Here is a 16743-nt window from a genome sequence, read left to right as displayed (position 1 = left end):
CCGACCGTTCGGAGTGCCCGATGACCACCTCTCCTCCCCGCCCCGCCCAGCACGCCCCGCCCCGCCGCGGCGACGCGCTGCGGGCCGACGTGCTCGCCTCGCTCGTCGTCTTCCTCGTCGCCGTACCGCTGTCCCTGGGCATCGCCCTCGCCTCGGGCGCACCGCTCATGGCCGGGTTGATCGCAGCGGTCGTCGGCGGCGTGGTCGCCGGCCTGCTCGGCGGCTCACCGCTGCAGGTCAGCGGGCCCGCCGCCGGGCTGACCGTCGTGATGGCCGAGCTCGTGACCCGGTTCGGCTGGCAGACCACCTGCCTGATCACCGCGGGCGCCGGGCTGCTGCAGATCGCGTTCGGCTGCGCCCGGATAGCCCGGTTCAGCCAGGCCATCCCGCCGGCGGTCGTGCAGGGGATGCTCGCCGGCATCGGCGTCACGATCGCGCTGTCGCAGCTGCACGTCGTGCTCGGCGGGAGCCCGCCCGCCGGCGCGGTCCGTGCGTTCGTCGAGCTCCCTGCCCAGATCGCGGCGGCCCGTCCGGACGCGGTGCTGATCGGCGCCGCCACGGTCGCGCTGCTCCTGCTCTGGCCGCGATTGCCGCGCCGGGTGCGACTGCTCCCCGGCGCGCTCGCCGCCGTCATCGCGGCCACCGCGGTCGCCCTGCTGACACCCGACGTCCCGCGCGTCGAGCTGCCGGGCAACCTGCTCGAGGCGATCGCGCCGCCGACGCTGCTCCCGGACCTGCCCTGGCTGGCGATGCTCGGCGGGATGTTCACGATCGCGCTGGTCGCGAGCATCGAGAGCCTGCTCTCGGCCGTGGCGGTGGACCGGCTGCGGCGCGCGTCCGGCCGCCCCGGCCCGCGGGGGAACCCGAACCGCGAGCTGATCGGCCAGGGCACCGCGAACACGATCTCCGGCCTGCTGGGCGGGCTGCCCGTCACCGGCGTCATCGTGCGCAGCGCCACCAACGTCGAGGCCGGGGCGCGGACCCGGGCGTCCGCCGTGCTGCACGGCCTGTGGGTCGCGGTCTTCGCGATCGCGCTCGTCGGGGTCGTCGAGCTGATCCCGCTCGCCGCGCTCGCCGGGCTGCTCGTGGTGGTCGGTTCGCAGCTGGTGAAGCTCGTCGACGTCCGCGCGGCCCGGTCACACGGTGAGCTGGTCGTCTACCTCGGCACGGTCGCGGGCGTGCTCCTGCTGAACCTCCTCGAGGGGGTCGCGATCGGGTTCGTGCTCGCGGGCCTCGTGATGCTGCGCCGCGCGGTGCGCGCACGCGTCCGGGTCGTCGAACCCGATGCCGACGCCCCATGGCGGATCATCGTCGAGGGCAGCCTGAGCTTCCTCGCGGTGCCGGCGCTCGCCCGCACCCTCGCCACCGTGCCGGCCGCCGCGCCGGTGCGCCTCGAACTGGTCGTCGACTACCTCGACCACACGGCGTTCGACCACCTCGACGCGTGGACGGCGATGCGGCGCGCCGGCGGTGCCGAGGTCGACGTGACCGAGCCGGAGGCCCGCGTGCCGGGCGACCGGCCGCGGCACGGGTACGCGACCTGGTCGCAATGGCAGAGGTCACCGGGGCAGGAGGTCGACCACGCGCCGCACGCGCCGTTGCTCGCCGGCGTCGCGGCCTACCACGCGCAGGCGGCGGAGCTCATCCGACCGACCCTGCAGAAGCTCGCCCACGGCCAGGCGCCCAAGGGCCTGCTGCTGTGCTGCGCCGACTCCCGCGTGCAGCCCAACCTGATCACCCGCAGCGGCCCGGGCGATCTGTTCACCGTGCAGAACGTGGGCAACCTGGTGGCCGGGACGTCGATGCGCGCCGCGCTGCACTACGCCACCGAGGTACTGCACGTGCCGCTGATCGCCGTCTGCGGCCATTCGGCGTGCGGTGCGATGCGCGGGCTGCTCGACGGTGCGCGGCGGCCCGGCGACCCGCTCGGCGACTGGCTCGCGTCGGCAGCCGGCAGCCTGGAGGCGCTGCGGGCCGGGCACCCGGTCGGGCGGGCCGCGCTCGCCGCCGGCCACGGCGAGGTCGATGCCCTGGCCATGGTGAACGTCGCGGAGCAGCTGGCGGCGTTGCGGGAGCGGGGCGTCGACGCGGCGCTGGTCGGCCTGTTCTTCGACATCCCGACGGCACGCGTCCTCGTGCTCGACGAGGACGCGCAGGAGTTCCGCCGGCCGGACGGTCAGTCCTCCTCGGGCGGCGCGAAGCGGGCGAGCGCTTCGACCGAGGGCACCGTGTAGTAGGCGCCCGTCACGGGCTGCGTGTAGCGGGTCAGCGCGTCGCGCACGCCGTCGCCGACGCCGGCCATCCGGCGCAGCATCTCCTCCAGGCGCCACTGGTCGCAGCTGAAACCGACGAACGCGGTGCCGTGGTGCGAGACGCTGCCGAAGGCCACGTTGCGGCGGAAGATCGGCAGCTCCTCGCGTTCTCCGTCACCTCGGTCGACCTCGAGCACGGTGCGGGCCACGTGGCTGTCGGCGGGCTTGGAGTCGTCGTCCAGCTCGATGCTGTCGGGCTTGGTGCGGCCCATGACGTTCTCCTGCGCCGGCGTGGGCAGGCTCTCCCAGCTGTCGCCGTCGTGGTCCCACATCTGCACGAGCACGACGCTGCTGCCCGCGCCCGGCTCGCCCGCGGGCACGAGCGCGGCCTCGGGCGCCTCCAGCAGCGACGGGTTCTCGGTGCCGTCGATGAAGCCGGTGAGGTCGCGGTCGTGGCGGTAGAGCCACCCCGTCGTCTCGCGGCGCAGGAGCGCCACCGGCGCGAGACCCGCGACGATGGCGCGCCCGTTGTCGAACACGGCCGTCCGGTCGCCGCCCGCCACCCACAGCCACGCATCGTGCTGCGTGGCCGGCATCGTCCAGCCGCCCGCCCCGACGAGCGGCCGGTCGAAGCCGCTGGCGGACGCGGGCACGTCGGCCGCGCCGGCCACCTCCGCCCACAGCTCGGGCCGGAACCCGACGACGAGGTTGACCCCGCCGGTGGTCGACAGCGGGCCGACGAGACCGGCCGCCGCGGCGACGAGGTCGACCGCCTCGGCGTCGGGCGCGAGGTCGAACTCCAGGTAGCCGTGCTCCGGCGTGCCCAGCGCGAAGATGCCCGGTTGTGCGTTCACGGCCGCGCTTTCCGGTTCACGCTCTCCACCGTCGCGAGGAGGCCGTGGAGGTCGGGCAGGACGGCGTCCGCGATCGAGGCGTCGCGCCCCTCGGCCTGACGGTTGACCCACACCCGCGGCACGTCGAGGGCCTTCGCGGGCTCCATGTCGTGGAAGTAGCTCTGCGCCACGTGGACCCACCGGTCCCGCGTGGCCCCGAAGGACTCGCCGAAGCGGGTGAAGTGGTTGTGGTTCGGCTTGTACGAGCCGACCATCTCCGCGGTCACGACCGTGTCGACCGGGGCGCCGAGCCGGCGCTGGGTCTCGCCGATGATGTCCTGGTCGCAGTTGGTGAGCAGGGCGATCCGCCACCCGGCCTCGCGCAGCCTGGTCAGGTTCGTCGCGACCTCGGGGAAGACCGGCCAGAAGGGGATCGTGTCGCCGAGCACGTGGGCATCGACCTCACGCAGGTCGAGGCCGGCGCCGCGGGCGGTGCGGCGCAGTGCCTCGGCCATCACGTCGCGGTAGCGCATGCCGGGGAACTCGGCCTGCACCGCGGGCTCGTGGCCGTTGTAGACCTCGAGCAGCTTCCAGCCCTGCCCGGGGAACAGCAGCTCGATGCCGTTCGCGATGCCGTGCCGCCAGTCCACGAGCGTGCCGAAGCAGTCGAACGTCGCCCACCGGATCGCAGTCATGCGCTCATCCTGGTACGCGGGTTACGGTCTCCGCTCGTGACGTCCCCCGATCCCGCCCACCCGCTCGCCTGGCTCGAACCGCACGCCGCCCGCCGACACGCGCAAGGACTGCACCGGGAACTGCGCCCGCGCACCCCCGCGGAGCCCCTGCTCGACCTCGCGGGCAACGACTACCTCGGGCTCGCCACCGACCCCCGGGTCGTCGAGGGCGCGGTGCGGGCGGTGCGGACGTGGGGAGCGGGCTCCACCGGATCCCGGCTGGTCACCGGCACGACCGCGTTGCACGCCGAGCTCGAGGCCGAGCTCGCGGCGTTCTGCGGCGCCGAGTCCGCGCTCGTGTTCTCCTCCGGGTACACCGCCAACCTGGGTGTGGTCACGGCGCTCTCCGGCCGGGACACGCTGGTGGTGTCCGACGCGGCCAACCACGCGTCGCTCGTGGACGCGTGCCGCCTCTCCCGCGCCCATGTCGCGATCGTGCCCCACGACGACCCCGGCGCGGTCGACGCCGCGCTCGCCGCGCGCACGCAGCAGCGGGCGATCGTCGTCACCGAGAGCGTGAACAGCGTGGACGGCGGGCTCGCGCCGCTGGCGGACCTGCACGCCGTCTGCCGGCGCCGGGGCGCGCTGCTCGTCGTGGACGAGGCGCACGGGCTCGGCGTGGCCGGGCCCGGCGGGCGCGGGCTGCTCGCCGCCGCCGGGTTGGCGGGCGCGGACGACGTGGTCGCCACGGTGACGCTGTCGAAGTCGCTCGGGGCCCAGGGCGGCGCGGTGCTCGGGCCGGCCGCGGTCACCGCGCACCTGGTGGACACGGCGCGCTCGTTCATCTTCGACACCGGGCTCGCGCCCGCGGCGGTGGGCGCGGCGCGCGCGGCGCTGGCCGTGCTGCGGTCCGAGCCGGAACGGCCCGGCGCCGTGCTGCGGGTGGCCGCCGAGCTGGCGGACGCCGCCGGGGTACCGGCGCCGCCGTCCGCGGTCGTGGCCGTCGTGCTCGGTGACCCGGACGTCGCCGTGGCCGCCGCGCGCCGGTGCGCCGAGCGGGGCCTGCGCGTCGGGTGCTTCCGCCCGCCGTCGGTGCCGGAGGGCACCAGCAGGCTGCGGCTCACCGCCCGCGCCACGGTGACCGCCGCCGAGCTCGCGCACGTCCGCACCGTGCTCGCGGACGTGCTCGCTCCGGCCAACGCATGATCCTCGTCGTGACGGGGACGGGGACCGGCGTCGGCAAGACCGTCGTCACCGCCGCCGTCGCCGCCCTGGCCGTCGCCCGCGGTGCGCGGGTCGCCGTGCTCAAGCCGGCGCAGACCGGCGTGACCCCGGACGAGCCCGGCGATCTCACCGACGTCGCGCGGCTCGTCCCGGGCGTCGCGACCCGCGAGCTGGCGCGCTACCCGGAGCCGCTCGCTCCGGCGACGGCCGCGCGCCGCGCGGGGGCCGCACCGGTGACCGCGGCCGCTGCTGCTGCGGCCGCCCGCGAGTTGCAGGCCGACGCCGACCTCGTGCTCGTCGAGGGCGCGGGCGGGCTGCTGGTCCGGTTGACCGACGGTGGCGACACCCTCGCCGACGTCGCCGGACAGCTGCGCGCCCCGGTTCTCGTCGTCGCGCCCGCGGGGTTGGGCACGCTCAACACGGCGGCCCTGACCGCCGAGGCGCTCGCGCGCCGGGACATCGGCTGCACGGGGTTCGTCGTCGGCAGCTGGCCCGCCGAGCCGGACCTGGCGGCGCGGTGCAACCTGGGCGATCTGCCCGCCGTCACCGGGTCCGCGCTGCTCGGCGCCGTGCCGGAGGGGGCGGGTGCACTGGCACCCGGCGAGTTCGCCACGGTTGCGCATCACAGTCTGGCGCCCGATCTGGGTGGCGGATGGCAGACTCCCGACGCGTGACGACGACGCGGCCAGGGATCTTCGACACTGCCATCCTCGACACCGCCCGCTCCCAGGTCCTGGAGGAGGGTGTCGGCCTCACCGAGGCGCAGGTGCTCGACGTCCTGCGGCTCCCCGACGAGGCGCTCGAACCGCTGCTGGAGCTGGCGCACGAGGTGCGGATGCGCTGGTGCGGGCCGGAGGTCGAGGTCGAGGGGATCATCTCGCTGAAGACCGGTGGCTGCCCGGAGGACTGCCACTTCTGCTCGCAGTCGGGCCTGTTCGAGTCGCCGGTGCGCTCTGCATGGCTGGACGTGCCGTCGCTGGTGGAGGCGGCGAAGCAGACGGCCAAGACCGGGGCCACCGAGTTCTGCATCGTCGCGGCCGTGCGCGGGCCGAACGAGCGGCTGATGGCGCAGGTGGCCGCCGGCATCGCGGCGATCAAGGACGAGATCGACATCAACATCGCCTGCTCGCTGGGGATGCTCACGCCCGAGCAGGTCGAGGAGCTCGCCGCGATGGGCGTGCACCGCTACAACCACAACCTGGAGACCGCCCGAACGCACTTCCCGAACGTCGTCACGACGCACACCTGGGAGGAGCGCTGGGAGACGCTGCGCCTGGTGCGCGAGGCCGGGATGGAGGTCTGCTGCGGCGGGATCCTCGGCATGGGGGAGTCCGTCGAGCAGCGGGCCGAGTTCGCCGCCCAGCTGGCCGCGCTCACCCCGGACGAGGTGCCGTTGAACTTCCTCAACCCGCGCCCCGGCACGCCGTTCGGTGACCTGGAGCCGCTCGACGGGCGGGACGCGCTGCGCGCGGTCGCGGCGTTCCGGCTGGCGATGCCGCGCACCGTGCTGCGGTTCGCGGGTGGACGGGAGATCACGCTCGGCGACCTGGGGGCGCGCCAGGGCCTGCTCGGCGGCATCAACGCGGTGATCGTCGGGAACTACCTGACCACGCTCGGCCGGCCCGCGGAGTCCGACATCGACCTGCTCGGCGAGCTGCAGATGCCGATCAAGGCCTTGAACGAGACGATCTAGCGGTGTTCTGCGACCAGTGCGGGAAGCCGGCGACCGAGGGTGGGCACGCGCGCTGCGCGGCCCGGCGCGCGCTGGAGCCTCCGCGGTTCTGCCCGGACTGCGCGCGTCGCATGGTGGTGCAGGTGACGCCGACGCGCTGGACGGCGCGCTGCAGCCGGCACGGTGAACGCACCAGCGACGGAGGCCCTGTAGCGGTTCCGTAGCAGAAAGATGCTACATTTGGTGCGTGCCCGAGACCATTCCCCAGCGGGAGCTGCGCAACGACAGCGGCGCGATCATGCGCCGGGTCGAGGCGGGTGAGAGCTTCGTCATCACCCGCAACGGCAAGCCCGTCGCCGACCTGGTGCCGCACGGTGACAACGTGAAGAAGCGGCGCCGCACCGTCCGGGAGATGCAGGAGGAGTTTCGGCAGCTCCCGTCGATCGACGTCGAGCAGTGGTACCGCGACCGCGAGGCCGACGACCTGATCTTCGGTGATGATCGCATCGAGTACTGAGATGTACGCCCTGCTGGACACGTCCGTACTCGTCGGCGCCGAGGAGCTGGATCTCTCCGACTACGAAGACCACGTGGCCCTGGTGAGCGCGGTGAGCGTTGGCGAACTGGCTTTCGGTCTGAACATCGGTACCGACCACGGGTTTCGTGAGGCTCGCCTGCGCCGGGTCCTGGCGGACTACGAAATCCTTCCGTTCGGAGTCGAGGAGGCCAAGCTCTACGGTGTCCTCTCGACGCTCGTGCGGGCCGCCGGCCGCAACCCGCGGCCCCGCCGCCTCGACCTGCAGATCGCCGCCACCGCTGCGGCGGCCCGGGTGCCGCTGCTCACCACGAACCCGGCCGACTTCCTCGGTGCCGACCAGCTCGCCAACGTGGTGCCGGTCAAACGCCTCGGTTGATGCCGTCAGTTCACGCTGTGGTCCACCGCGTAGGTCGTGATCGGCGCGGGCACCGCGCGGAGCTCGGCGAGCAGGCTGGTCTCGCGGGCCAGCAGGGCGCGCACCAGCCGCAGCCGCCCGATGGGTGAGGTCAGCTCGAGCAGGCGCTGGCGGTCGCCGATGGGGAGCAGGCAGTCGGCGGCGAGGACGTGCGGGAGCGTGCCCGGTTCGACGTCGGGTTCCGGTTCCGCCCAGTCGCCCGTCTTCCACGCGGTGCTGCAGTAGCGGTGGTGGGCGGCGCGGGCGGCCGCGGCCAGGATTCTGGTGAGCTCGCCGACGGCCGCGTCGTCGATGGGCTCGTCCGGGAGCGGCTCCACCGAGCCCACCAGGTACGGCTTGGAGTCGGCGTCCACGTCGAGCAGCCGGAAGCGGCGGGCACCGCGCGTGACGAGGTCGAAGCGGCCGTCGGGCAGCCGCTCGACGTCGTCCAGCACCGCGGTGCAGCCGACGGCGTGCAGGCCCGACATCCCGTCGTCGTCGGGGGCCCAACCCTCCCGGACCGCGACGACGCCGAACTCGCGGCCGGGCACCACACCGGTGACCAGGTCGACGGTGAGCTGCCGGTAGCGCGGCTCGAACACGTGCAGTGGCAGCGTGGCTCCGGGCAGCAACACCGTGCCCAGCGGGAACAGTGGGAGCGTCTCGGGGAGCGTCTCGGCCACGGCGTTACGGTACGACTCCACGGGCCGCTTCGCCCGGTCCGCTCGGCGGGCGCAGCACGGCGAACGCGTCGGTCACGCGCAGGGTGGGTTCGGTGAAGCGGAAGAGCGCCGCCGGCCGGCCGCCCGCGGGTCCCGGCGGGGCGAGGACGCCGGTCGGTTCGAGGACCTGGCGCCGGGTCAGCACGCGCTGCAGGTTGGTGGCCGAGACCGGGTGGCCGAGGGCGGCGCCGTACAGGTCGCGCAGCGCGGAGATCGTGAACTCGCGCGGGGCGAGCGCGAAACCCAGGTTGGTGTAGGACAGCTTGGCCCGGAGCCGGTCGCGGGCGTCGGCGACGATCGCGGCGTGGTCGAAGGCCGTGGGCGGGAGTGCGGCCAGTGGATGCCACTGCGTGTCCGGGGGCACGGCGGGGTCGGCGTCGGAGCGCACGAGCCCGAGGAACGCGGTGGCGACCCGCCGCACGTCCGGCACCCGGTCCGGGCGGCTGAAGACCCCGAGCTGCTCGACGTGGGTGACCTCGCGCAGGTCGACCTTCTCCGCGAGCTGGCGGCGCACCGATCGCTCGACGTCCTCGTCGTCGCCGAGCAGGCCGCCGGGCAGGGACCAGCGCCCGGAGTCGGGGGGCAGCGCGCGCTGCCAGGCGAGCACCTGGAGCGACCCGCAGCGGATCTGGAGCACCGCGGCGAGCACCTCGTGCTCGGTCGGGCGCGCCATGCTCCGGATCGTAGGGTGCCGGGGTCGACGCCCTGCGTGAACACCGGGTTGCGCCGGGATGAGGTCCCGGTCACGAGCAGGGTGTGCGGCCGCGGTCCCGCTGTTAATATCCGACCTGTTTCCGACTGATAGTCGAAAACTAGGAGGGGTCATGACCGCAAGCCCGACGATCGCCGAGCCCCTGCTCGGCGCGTCGCTCGAACCCGGATGGGCCGACGAGGTGCGCGCGCTGGCCCGCCGCCGGGACGCCGTGCTGCTCGCGCACAACTACCAGCTGCCGGAGATCCAGGACGTCGCGGACCACACCGGCGACTCGCTCGCGCTCTCACGGATCGCGGCCGAGTCGGACGCGTCGACGATCGTGTTCTGCGGCGTCCACTTCATGGCCGAGACGGCCAAGATCCTCAGCCCCGAGAAGACGGTGCTGATCCCGGACGCCGCCGCGGGGTGCTCGCTGGCCGACTCGATCACGGCCGACCAGCTGCGGGAGTGGAAGGCCGAGCACCCGGACGCCGTCGTCGTGAGCTACGTCAACACGACGGCCGCGGTGAAGGCGGAGACCGACATCTGCTGCACCTCGTCGAACGCGGTGGAGGTCGTCGCACAGGTCCCGGCCGACCGCGAGGTCCTGTTCCTGCCCGACCAGTTCCTCGGAGCGCACGTCCGCCGCGTGCTGCAGCGCGAGAACATGCACGTCTGGGCGGGGGAGTGCCACGTGCACGCCGGAATCAACGGCGCCACCCTCACCGCGCAGGTCGAGGCGAACCCGGACGCCGAGCTGTTCGTCCACCCCGAGTGCGGCTGCGCCACCTCGGCGCTCTACCTCGCCGGAGCGGGCACGGTGCCGGCCGACCGGGTCAAGATCCTCTCGACGGGCGGGATGCTCGACGCCGCCCGCACGTCGCAGGCGCGTTCGGTGCTGGTGGCCACCGAGGTCGGCATGCTCCACCAGCTCCGCCGCGCCGCACCGGAGATCGACTTCCGCGCCGTCAACGACCGCGCGTCCTGCCGCTTCATGAAGATGATCACGCCCGAGAAGCTGCTGCGCGCGCTGCGCGAGGGCCGCGACGAGGTCCACGTCGAACCCGACCTCGCCGCGCGCGGCCGGGCCGCGGTCCAGCGGATGATCGAGATCGGGAAGCCGGGGGGTGGCGAATGACGTCGCGGTGGGAAGCCGATGCCGACCTGGTCGTCATCGGGTCGGGGGTCGCCGGGCTCACCGCGGCGCTGGACGCCGCCGAGCTCGGCCTGCGGGTCGTCGTCGTGACGAAGGACGTCGCCGACGCCGGCTCCACCCGCTTCGCGCAGGGCGGGGTCGCCGTGGTGCTGGGGGACGTGCCCGGTGACACCATGGAGGCGCACGTCGCCGACACGATCGTCGCCGGGGCGGGCCTCTCCGACGCCGCGGCCGTCACCGAGATCCTCACCGACGGACCGGCCGCCGTCGCGCGGCTGCGGGCCCGGGGCGCGGTGTTCGACCGGCGGGCCGACGGGACGCTCGCCCGCGCCCGCGAGGGCGGGCACTCGGCGTTCCGCGTGGTGCCCGCCGGCGGCGACGCCACCGGTGCGGAGGTGGAACGGGCGCTCATCGCCACGGCCACCGACCGCAGGCTCCCGCTGCTCGCCGGCCACGTCGCCGTCGACGTGCTGCGCGACGAGCGCGGCGCGGTCACCGGGCTCGCCGTGCTCGACGACGAGGGCCACCCCGGCGTGCTGCGCACGCCCGCGGTGCTGCTGGCGAGCGGCGGGTACGGGCAGCTGTACTCGAGCACCACGAACCCGGCGACGGCCACCGGCGACGGCGTGGCGCTCGCGCTGCGGGCCGGTGCCACGGTGGCCGACATCGAGTTCGTGCAGTTCCACCCCACCGTCCTCTACACCGGGCCCGCGATGGGCCGGCGGCCCCTGGTCACCGAGGCCGTGCGCGGTGAGGGCGGGGTGCTGCTCGACCGCGCGGGCCGCCGGTTCATGACCGGCGTGCACCCGCTCGCCGACCTCGCCCCGCGCGACGTGGTGGCCAAGGCCATCACCCACACGCTCGCCGCCACCGGCGCCGACTGCGTGCACCTGGACGCCACCGCGATCCCGGACTTCGCCCACCGATTCCCCACCGTCCACGCCGCGTGCCGGGACGCCGGGATCGACCCGGCGCGCGAGCCGATCCCGGTCACCCCCGCCGCGCACTTCGCCTGCGGCGGCGTCGTCACCGACGTGCACGGGCGCACCGCCGTCAGCGGGCTCTACGCCGCGGGTGAGGTGGCGCGCACCGGCCTGCACGGGGCGAACCGGCTCGCGTCCAACTCGCTGCTCGAGGGGCTCGTCGTCGGGGCCCGGGCGGCGCGGGCGGTGGCCGCCGACCGGCCTGCGGTCCGGCCGGCGGACCCGTGTCTTCTCACCTCACCCGCCGTGCCGCTCGCGCCGCGCGCGGTCGTGCAGCAGGCGATGGCGGCGGCGGCCGGCATCGGTCGCGACGCGGCCGGCCTCGCCGCGGCGTCCGACCGGGTCGAGGCCGCCACCGCGGTGGCCGTCCCGGCGGACCGGGCGGCCGTGGAGGACGCGGCGCTCACCCTGCTCGCGCAGGCCGTGCTCGCCGCGGCCGGCACCCGCACCGAGAGCCGCGGCTGCCACGTCCGCACCGACTTCCCCGAGCGCGACGAGCGGTGGCAGCGCTCCAGCCTCGAACTCACCCTCGACACGGCCGGCCGACCGGTCGTGCGGACCGGAACGGTGGTAGCGGCATGACCGGCACTCTGCTCGGACCCGACCTCGCCGACCTGCGGCGGGTCGTGGCGACCGCCCTCGAGGAGGACCTGCGCTACGGCCCGGACGCCACCACCGCGGCCACCGTGCCGGCCGATGCCGTCGCCGTGGCGGCGTTCGGCGCGCGCGAGGCGGGCGTCCTGGCCGGCCTGCCCGCGGTGTGCGCCGTGCTCGACGAGGCGGTGGGCGACTACGAGGTCCTGGAGACCCGCACCGACGGCGACCGGCTCGCGATGGGCGATGTGGTCCTGACCGTCCGGGCTCCGGTGCGCGGGCTGCTCACCGCCGAGCGGACCGCGCTGAACCTGCTCTGCCACCTCTCCGGCGTCGCGACCGCCACCGCGGCGTGGGTGGACGCCGTGGCCGGCACCGGCGCCCGCATCCGGGACACCCGCAAGACGCTGCCCGGGCTGCGGCTGCTCGAGAAGTACGCCGTGCGCTGCGGTGGGGGCGTGAACCACCGGCTCGGCCTCGGCGACGCCGTCCTGATCAAGGACAACCACGTGGCCGCCGCGGGCTCGGTGGGGGCCGCGCTGGCCGCGGCCCGGGCCGCGGCGCCCGACCTCCCGTACGAGGTGGAGGTGGACACCCTCGACCAGCTCGACGAGGTGCTCGCGCTCGGGGCCGAGCTGGTGCTGCTGGACAACTTCGACGTCGGGCAGACGCGGGAGGCCGTGCGGCGCAGGGGCGACCGGCCGACGCTGCTGGAGTCCTCCGGCGGGCTGGCGCTGGCGAGCGCGCGGGCCTACGCCGAGACCGGGGTGGACTACCTGTCGGTCGGCGCGCTCACCCACTCCGTGCGTGCCCTGGACCTTGGGCTGGACCTCGAGTCCTCGTGAGCGGATGCACGCACTGGCCGGGATCAGCGCGACTGCGCATACGCCACGGCTCGTCGTCGTATCGGCTGGGGGTCTGGTGGGGATGCGGACGTCGCCGCGGCTGCGTGGGGTGGCAGTAGAGCACGTGGTCGGGCCCGAGGCGCTGCTGCGCGGCCAAGGACACGGTTCTCCATCAGCGGCCATCCGCTGTCGGCCGCCGCCGAGACCGGTTCGGTGGCGCTGCCCGGCTGGGTCGGTGCAAGTTCGGCTTGCGGTTGGGCGAGCCCGCTCACCTCGCAGCGGGATGCGATCCACACCCGCCCGGGTGTCGCGGGCGAGCAGCCCGGTCGCGTCGAGCCCGTCGTCCGGGTGGATGGCGGGGTTGGGTTCACCACCGAATCCGGGGTTGTGTGGGCGGCCGTCCCCGGCTGTCCGGCACGCCCGTCTGCGACGAGTCCGTCACCGCTGGGTGTCCACGCCACTGTCCGGTGGTCCTGATTCGGACCGCCGCCATTCCCGGGAGATCGCTGCCTTCCCGGGCACGGCCTTCGGCCGGACCCCGCTCGGAGCCGCGTACCTTCGGGGATCGATCTCGAGGCTGTGGACGACCCCGGGCGCGTCCCAGCGGAACGCACCCTGGGGTCGGCGCGGTCAGGGTGGGGCGACGGGACCACAGGATAGTTGCGTAGGCACCCAGCAGAAGCGGTCTCGTCCGGAACGGGCGTGCCGGCCAGCCGGGGACGGCCGCCCCACGCCACCCCAGGTCCGGTAGTGAATCCAACCCGGCCACCCCCGAGCGGTGCGGCCCGGGACCGACCGGAGTGATCACACGCCGGGCCCGGGTGAGGGGTGGGGGCAGGCCGCGACCGGTCGGGCACGGTGCGCTCAACCGCAGCGGATCGTCCGCCGCGCCGGCGCACCCACGTTGGGAAGGTTGCGATTCGGCACCACGCTCTGGACCTCCCCGGCCGGTCCGGGCGCGATGCCCGCGACCGGGAAGGCCTTCGGTTCTCGGGCGAACAGATGACCCCAGAACGCGCCCTCGCTCCGCAGGTGCGCGCTATATTCGAACGCATGTTCGAGCAGGTTGTCGAGATCGACCGGCCGGAAGGCTGGATCGGCGAGGACGTGCTCGACCCGCTCGATCTGCTGGAACTCGACGAACTACTCGGCCCACCCGGACACCGCGAACCGGAGCCCAGGGTGCGGCTGGCCCCCGAGGAATGGCCCTGGGGTGACGCGGTACCCGGCGAGGACACCGCGGTCGGGCTGGACGCAGCCACCACCGACCCCACCACCCTGTCCGACGCCGGGCTGATCGAGGCCATCGTCGGGTTCGAGCGGATCACCGGATGGGCCCAAGCCCGCCAGGCGCGGCTGCTGGCCGAGTTCGCCCGCCGCCGCCCCGGCGACGACCCCACCATGGTGGCCACCGGCAAACCGTGCAGCATCGGACGGTTCGCCCCCGACGAGATCGGGCTCGCACTGAAACTGTCCCGGCTCACCGCCAAGGCCCGGCTGGGGCGGGCGGTGCAGCTGAGCCAGGTGCTGCCGCACACCCTGCACGCCTGGCAACGGGGTCGGTTGGATGAGCGGCGGGTCACCGCGATCTGCGACGCCACCCACTACCTGCCCGTAGCGAAGGCCCGCGCGGTGCAGCAGCGGGTGCTGCACCGCGCACCCGAACAGACCCTCGCCCAACTCAAGGCCGCGCTGAAGCGGGCGGTGCTGCACGCCGACCCCGACGGGTCCCGCGACCGGCACCGCGCCGCCCGCCGCGACCGCCGCGTCGCGGTCGGGGACGAACAGGAAGGCATGGCCTCGCTGTGGGCGCTGCTGTCGGCTCCCGACGCCCGATCCTGTTTCCAGTGGCTGACCCGCCTCGCCCAGGGCTGCGACTCCGACGACCCCCGCGGCATCGACGCCCGCCGCGCCGACCTCCTGGTCAGCCTGCTGACCGGCACCCTCGCCCACGCCGACCCCGAGCCGCCCGACCCCGACATCCAGTCGCCCGACCCCGCCCCCGAGTCCGAGTCCGGGTCCGACACCGGCTCCGGGTCCGAGCGCGGAGAAGTCGGGGAAGTTGGCGACCCGGGCACCGACGACGGTGACCTCGACCGCCGGGCAGATCTCGGCCCGGCAGGCCGCGACCGGGGCAGCCGCGACCGGGGCGGCCGAGCCGGCACCGGCACCGGCACCGGCACCGATGGTGGCGGGGACGCCGATGGCGCCGCGGAGACCGACCCCGGCGCGCGGGTTCCCGCACCCCGACCGGTGAACCCCGGCAAACCACTCGTACAGGTGTTGATGCCGTTCACCACCCTGCTCGGACTCGACGAGCAGGCATGCGAACTGGCCGGGCACGGACCCATCCCCGCCGGGCTGGCCCGCGAGATCGCCGCCGACGCCACCCTCAAGCGCCTGATCTACGACCCGCTGTCGGGTGCCCTGCTCGACCACGGCCGCACCAGCTACCGGCCCCCCGCCGCGCTGGCCGACTTCGTCCGCGCCCGCGACCAACACTGCCGCGGCCCCCTGTGCCGCCGCCGCGCCATCGACTCGGACCTCGACCACATCATCCCCTACCCGAAGGGCCCCACCGGCGACAAGAACCTGATGGCCGGCTGCGGGCACGACCACCACGCCAAACACGCCCCAGGCTGGCGGGTCCGCACCCGGCCCGACGGCCGGATCGAGTGGATCACCCCCACCGGACACAGGTACCGCAGCGACCCCCACGACTACCGACCCGACCCCGCGCCACCGGCCACCGACCCACCGCTTCCACCGGAACCCCCGGTGCGCGCCGCACAGCGGCAGGGCGAGATCACCGACGCCCTCTGGGCCGGGTACACCATCCCCGCCGACCCGGCAGATCCGGCACCGTTCTGACCACGGGTCGGCCCGGCGCTCGACGCCGATCTCCGGATCGACGATCGTCTCGGCTTGTGGACGGTGGGTACTCGAAGTTCGCGTCGTGCTTCGGATGATCAATTACTGCCCGCTGCCTGCCCGCTGCACGCCGGTGTCTCGGTACGTTGCCCATGACAACCGACACGGCGGGGAGCTGACGTGACCACTGAGGGTGATCTCGCGTTCTACGCCCGCCCCGGCCTGCTGACCTCGGGAGGGATCCACGAGCGGGCTCTTCGCGAATTCCCGCGCTCCGTCCCGGATCTGCAGCTGACCGTGCAGGGGGTCCTGATCCACAAGGCCCTCACCGAGTTCTACGACGTCCCGCACTCCGAACAGCACGAGGCCACCAGCAATCTCCGGGCCGTCGAGCGGCTTCTCGGCCGGCTTCTTGTCGACGGTGGATCCCGTGGCCGAGGCTCTAACGCAGGCGCACGACGCTGCCGTTGAGCAGGCGGGCCTCCTCCGACACGACCCAGGCGATCACCTCGGCCACCTCGTCGGGCGTGGCGACGTGGGTGTGCTCGGTGCTCGCCGAGACGGCGGCGCGGACCTCGTCGTTGACCCACCCGGTGTCGGTGACCGGCGGGTAGACGATGTTGGCGGTCACGCCGTGGGACGCCAGCTCCACGGACGCGGACATCGTGTAGTTCTCCTGTGCGGCCTTGGCGGCGCCGTAGGACACCTCGTCGGGGAACCCGTGCTGCCCGCCGGAGGTGAGGCCGACGATGCGCCCCCAGGAACCGCCGCGGGCCTGCAACCTGCGCGCGAACTCCGAGATCAGCAGCGCGGGGGCCATCGCGTCGACGGCGAACTGCTGCTGGAAGGTCTCCGCGGTGACCGGCCGCATCGGCCGGCCGAACCCGTCCACCTCCGCAGGCTTGAAGGTGTCCTGCACCCAGCCGCTGGCGTTGTTGACCAGGATGTCGACGGGCCCGAGCCGCTCCTCGGCGGCGTCGAACAGCCGGGTGGGAGCGGCCGGCTCGCGCAGGTCGGCCTCCACCGCGTGGGCCTGCCCGCCGGCCCGCTCGATCTCCGCGACGACGTCGGCCGCGTCGCCGCTCCGCAGGCGGTTGTACTCGGCGGGCTGGCCCTCGTCGTCGCCGGGCCGGAGGTAGGCCACGAGCACGGCGCAGCCCCGGCGGCCCAGCTCGATGGCGGTGGCGGCGCCGATGCCCTGGTTGGCGCCGGTGACGAGAGCGACGTGCGGGGGAGCGGTGATCGCCATCCCCGCACGATGGCGCACCGCCGGATTGCAGCAAAGCCACTT

Annotated in this window: 17 protein-coding genes; 12 read left to right on the top strand and 5 right to left on the bottom strand. The window is 74.3% G+C overall.

The window, feature by feature from the left end:
* Window positions 1-20 precede the first annotated feature (20 nt).
* Window positions 21-2234: a SulP family inorganic anion transporter gene (locus ACU436_RS33470; RefSeq protein WP_459031054.1), complete on the top strand. Its 2214-nt coding sequence runs from the start codon at window positions 21-23 to the stop codon at window positions 2232-2234.
* Here the strand turns inward: ACU436_RS33470 and ACU436_RS33465 are convergent.
* Both ACU436_RS33465 and ACU436_RS33460 read right to left on the bottom strand, forming a co-directional pair.
* Window positions 2177-3106, bottom strand: coding sequence for a Dyp-type peroxidase (locus ACU436_RS33465; protein WP_459031053.1), 930 nt, complete (start codon window positions 3104-3106; stop codon window positions 2177-2179). The genes ACU436_RS33470 and ACU436_RS33465 overlap by 58 nt on opposite strands.
* Window positions 3103-3780, bottom strand: a complete 678-nt coding sequence (locus tag ACU436_RS33460; protein WP_459031052.1) for an HAD family hydrolase — start codon at window positions 3778-3780, stop codon at window positions 3103-3105. The genes ACU436_RS33465 and ACU436_RS33460 overlap by 4 nt, the downstream gene beginning before the upstream one ends.
* A gap of 36 nt (window positions 3781-3816) precedes the next feature.
* Between ACU436_RS33460 and ACU436_RS33455 the strand changes: the two genes are divergently transcribed.
* The 6 genes from ACU436_RS33455 to ACU436_RS33430 are packed head-to-tail and all read left to right on the top strand — an operon-like array spanning window position 3817 to window position 7569.
* A complete protein-coding gene (locus ACU436_RS33455) occupies window positions 3817-4965 on the top strand; it encodes an 8-amino-7-oxononanoate synthase (RefSeq protein WP_459031051.1) in 1149 nt (382 codons plus the stop codon).
* Window positions 4962-5657 (top strand): dethiobiotin synthase, encoded by a 696-nt coding sequence (bioD, locus tag ACU436_RS33450; RefSeq protein ID WP_459031049.1) that lies wholly within the window; start codon window positions 4962-4964, stop codon window positions 5655-5657. Before ACU436_RS33455 ends, bioD begins: the two co-directional genes overlap by 4 nt.
* Complete coding sequence (bioB, locus tag ACU436_RS33445) at window positions 5654-6676, top strand: biotin synthase BioB (protein WP_459031048.1); 1023 nt, start codon at window positions 5654-5656, stop codon at window positions 6674-6676. Before bioD ends, bioB begins: the two co-directional genes overlap by 4 nt.
* 2 nt (window positions 6677-6678) lie before the next feature.
* Window positions 6679-6879 carry a biotin synthase auxiliary protein BsaP gene (gene bsaP / locus ACU436_RS33440; RefSeq protein WP_459031047.1) on the top strand — a complete coding sequence of 67 codons (201 nt, stop codon included), beginning with the start codon at window positions 6679-6681 and terminating at the stop codon, window positions 6877-6879.
* Between the two features lie 23 nt (window positions 6880-6902).
* Window positions 6903-7172, top strand: coding sequence for a type II toxin-antitoxin system Phd/YefM family antitoxin (locus ACU436_RS33435; protein WP_459031046.1), 270 nt, complete (start codon window positions 6903-6905; stop codon window positions 7170-7172).
* Window position 7173: 1 nt separating this feature from the next.
* Window positions 7174-7569: a PIN domain-containing protein gene (locus ACU436_RS33430; protein WP_459031045.1), complete on the top strand. Its 396-nt coding sequence runs from the start codon at window positions 7174-7176 to the stop codon at window positions 7567-7569.
* A gap of 5 nt (window positions 7570-7574) precedes the next feature.
* Here ACU436_RS33430 and ACU436_RS33425 read toward each other — a convergent pair whose 3' ends face one another.
* Both ACU436_RS33425 and ACU436_RS33420 read right to left on the bottom strand, forming a co-directional pair.
* Window positions 7575-8270 carry an LON peptidase substrate-binding domain-containing protein gene (locus ACU436_RS33425; RefSeq protein ID WP_459031044.1) on the bottom strand — a complete coding sequence of 232 codons (696 nt, stop codon included), beginning with the start codon at window positions 8268-8270 and terminating at the stop codon, window positions 7575-7577.
* Window positions 8271-8274: 4 nt separating this feature from the next.
* Window positions 8275-8982, bottom strand: coding sequence for an NUDIX hydrolase (locus tag ACU436_RS33420; protein WP_459031043.1), 708 nt, complete (start codon window positions 8980-8982; stop codon window positions 8275-8277).
* Between the two features lie 151 nt (window positions 8983-9133).
* Here ACU436_RS33420 and nadA point away from each other — a divergent pair, with 151 nt between their 5' ends.
* The 5 genes from nadA (at window position 9134) to ACU436_RS33395 (ending at window position 15923) form a co-directional block, all read left to right on the top strand.
* A complete protein-coding gene (gene nadA / locus ACU436_RS33415; RefSeq protein WP_459031042.1) occupies window positions 9134-10141 on the top strand; it encodes a quinolinate synthase NadA in 1008 nt (335 codons plus the stop codon).
* A complete protein-coding gene (locus ACU436_RS33410; protein ID WP_459031041.1) occupies window positions 10138-11724 on the top strand; it encodes an L-aspartate oxidase in 1587 nt (528 codons plus the stop codon). Before nadA ends, ACU436_RS33410 begins: the two co-directional genes overlap by 4 nt.
* Complete coding sequence (nadC, locus tag ACU436_RS33405; RefSeq protein WP_459031039.1) at window positions 11721-12581, top strand: carboxylating nicotinate-nucleotide diphosphorylase; 861 nt, start codon at window positions 11721-11723, stop codon at window positions 12579-12581. The genes ACU436_RS33410 and nadC overlap by 4 nt, the downstream gene beginning before the upstream one ends.
* Before the next feature lie 1053 nt (window positions 12582-13634).
* Complete coding sequence (locus ACU436_RS33400) at window positions 13635-15452, top strand: HNH endonuclease signature motif containing protein (protein ID WP_459031038.1); 1818 nt, start codon at window positions 13635-13637, stop codon at window positions 15450-15452.
* Between the two features lie 180 nt (window positions 15453-15632).
* Window positions 15633-15923 (top strand): hypothetical protein, encoded by a 291-nt coding sequence (locus tag ACU436_RS33395; protein ID WP_459031037.1) that lies wholly within the window; start codon window positions 15633-15635, stop codon window positions 15921-15923.
* Here ACU436_RS33395 and ACU436_RS33390 read toward each other — a convergent pair.
* On the bottom strand, window positions 15895-16701 hold the full coding sequence (locus ACU436_RS33390) for an SDR family NAD(P)-dependent oxidoreductase (protein ID WP_459031036.1): 807 nt from the start codon (window positions 16699-16701) through the stop codon (window positions 15895-15897). The two genes, ACU436_RS33395 and ACU436_RS33390, sit on opposite strands and share 29 nt — an antisense overlap.
* Window positions 16702-16743 lie beyond the last annotated feature (42 nt).

The sequence above is a fragment of the Pseudonocardia wallangbongensis genome (assembly GCF_054486945.1).
The sequence above is the reverse complement of the archived record's forward strand: the minus strand, read 5'-3'. Positions and strand labels throughout refer to the sequence as shown.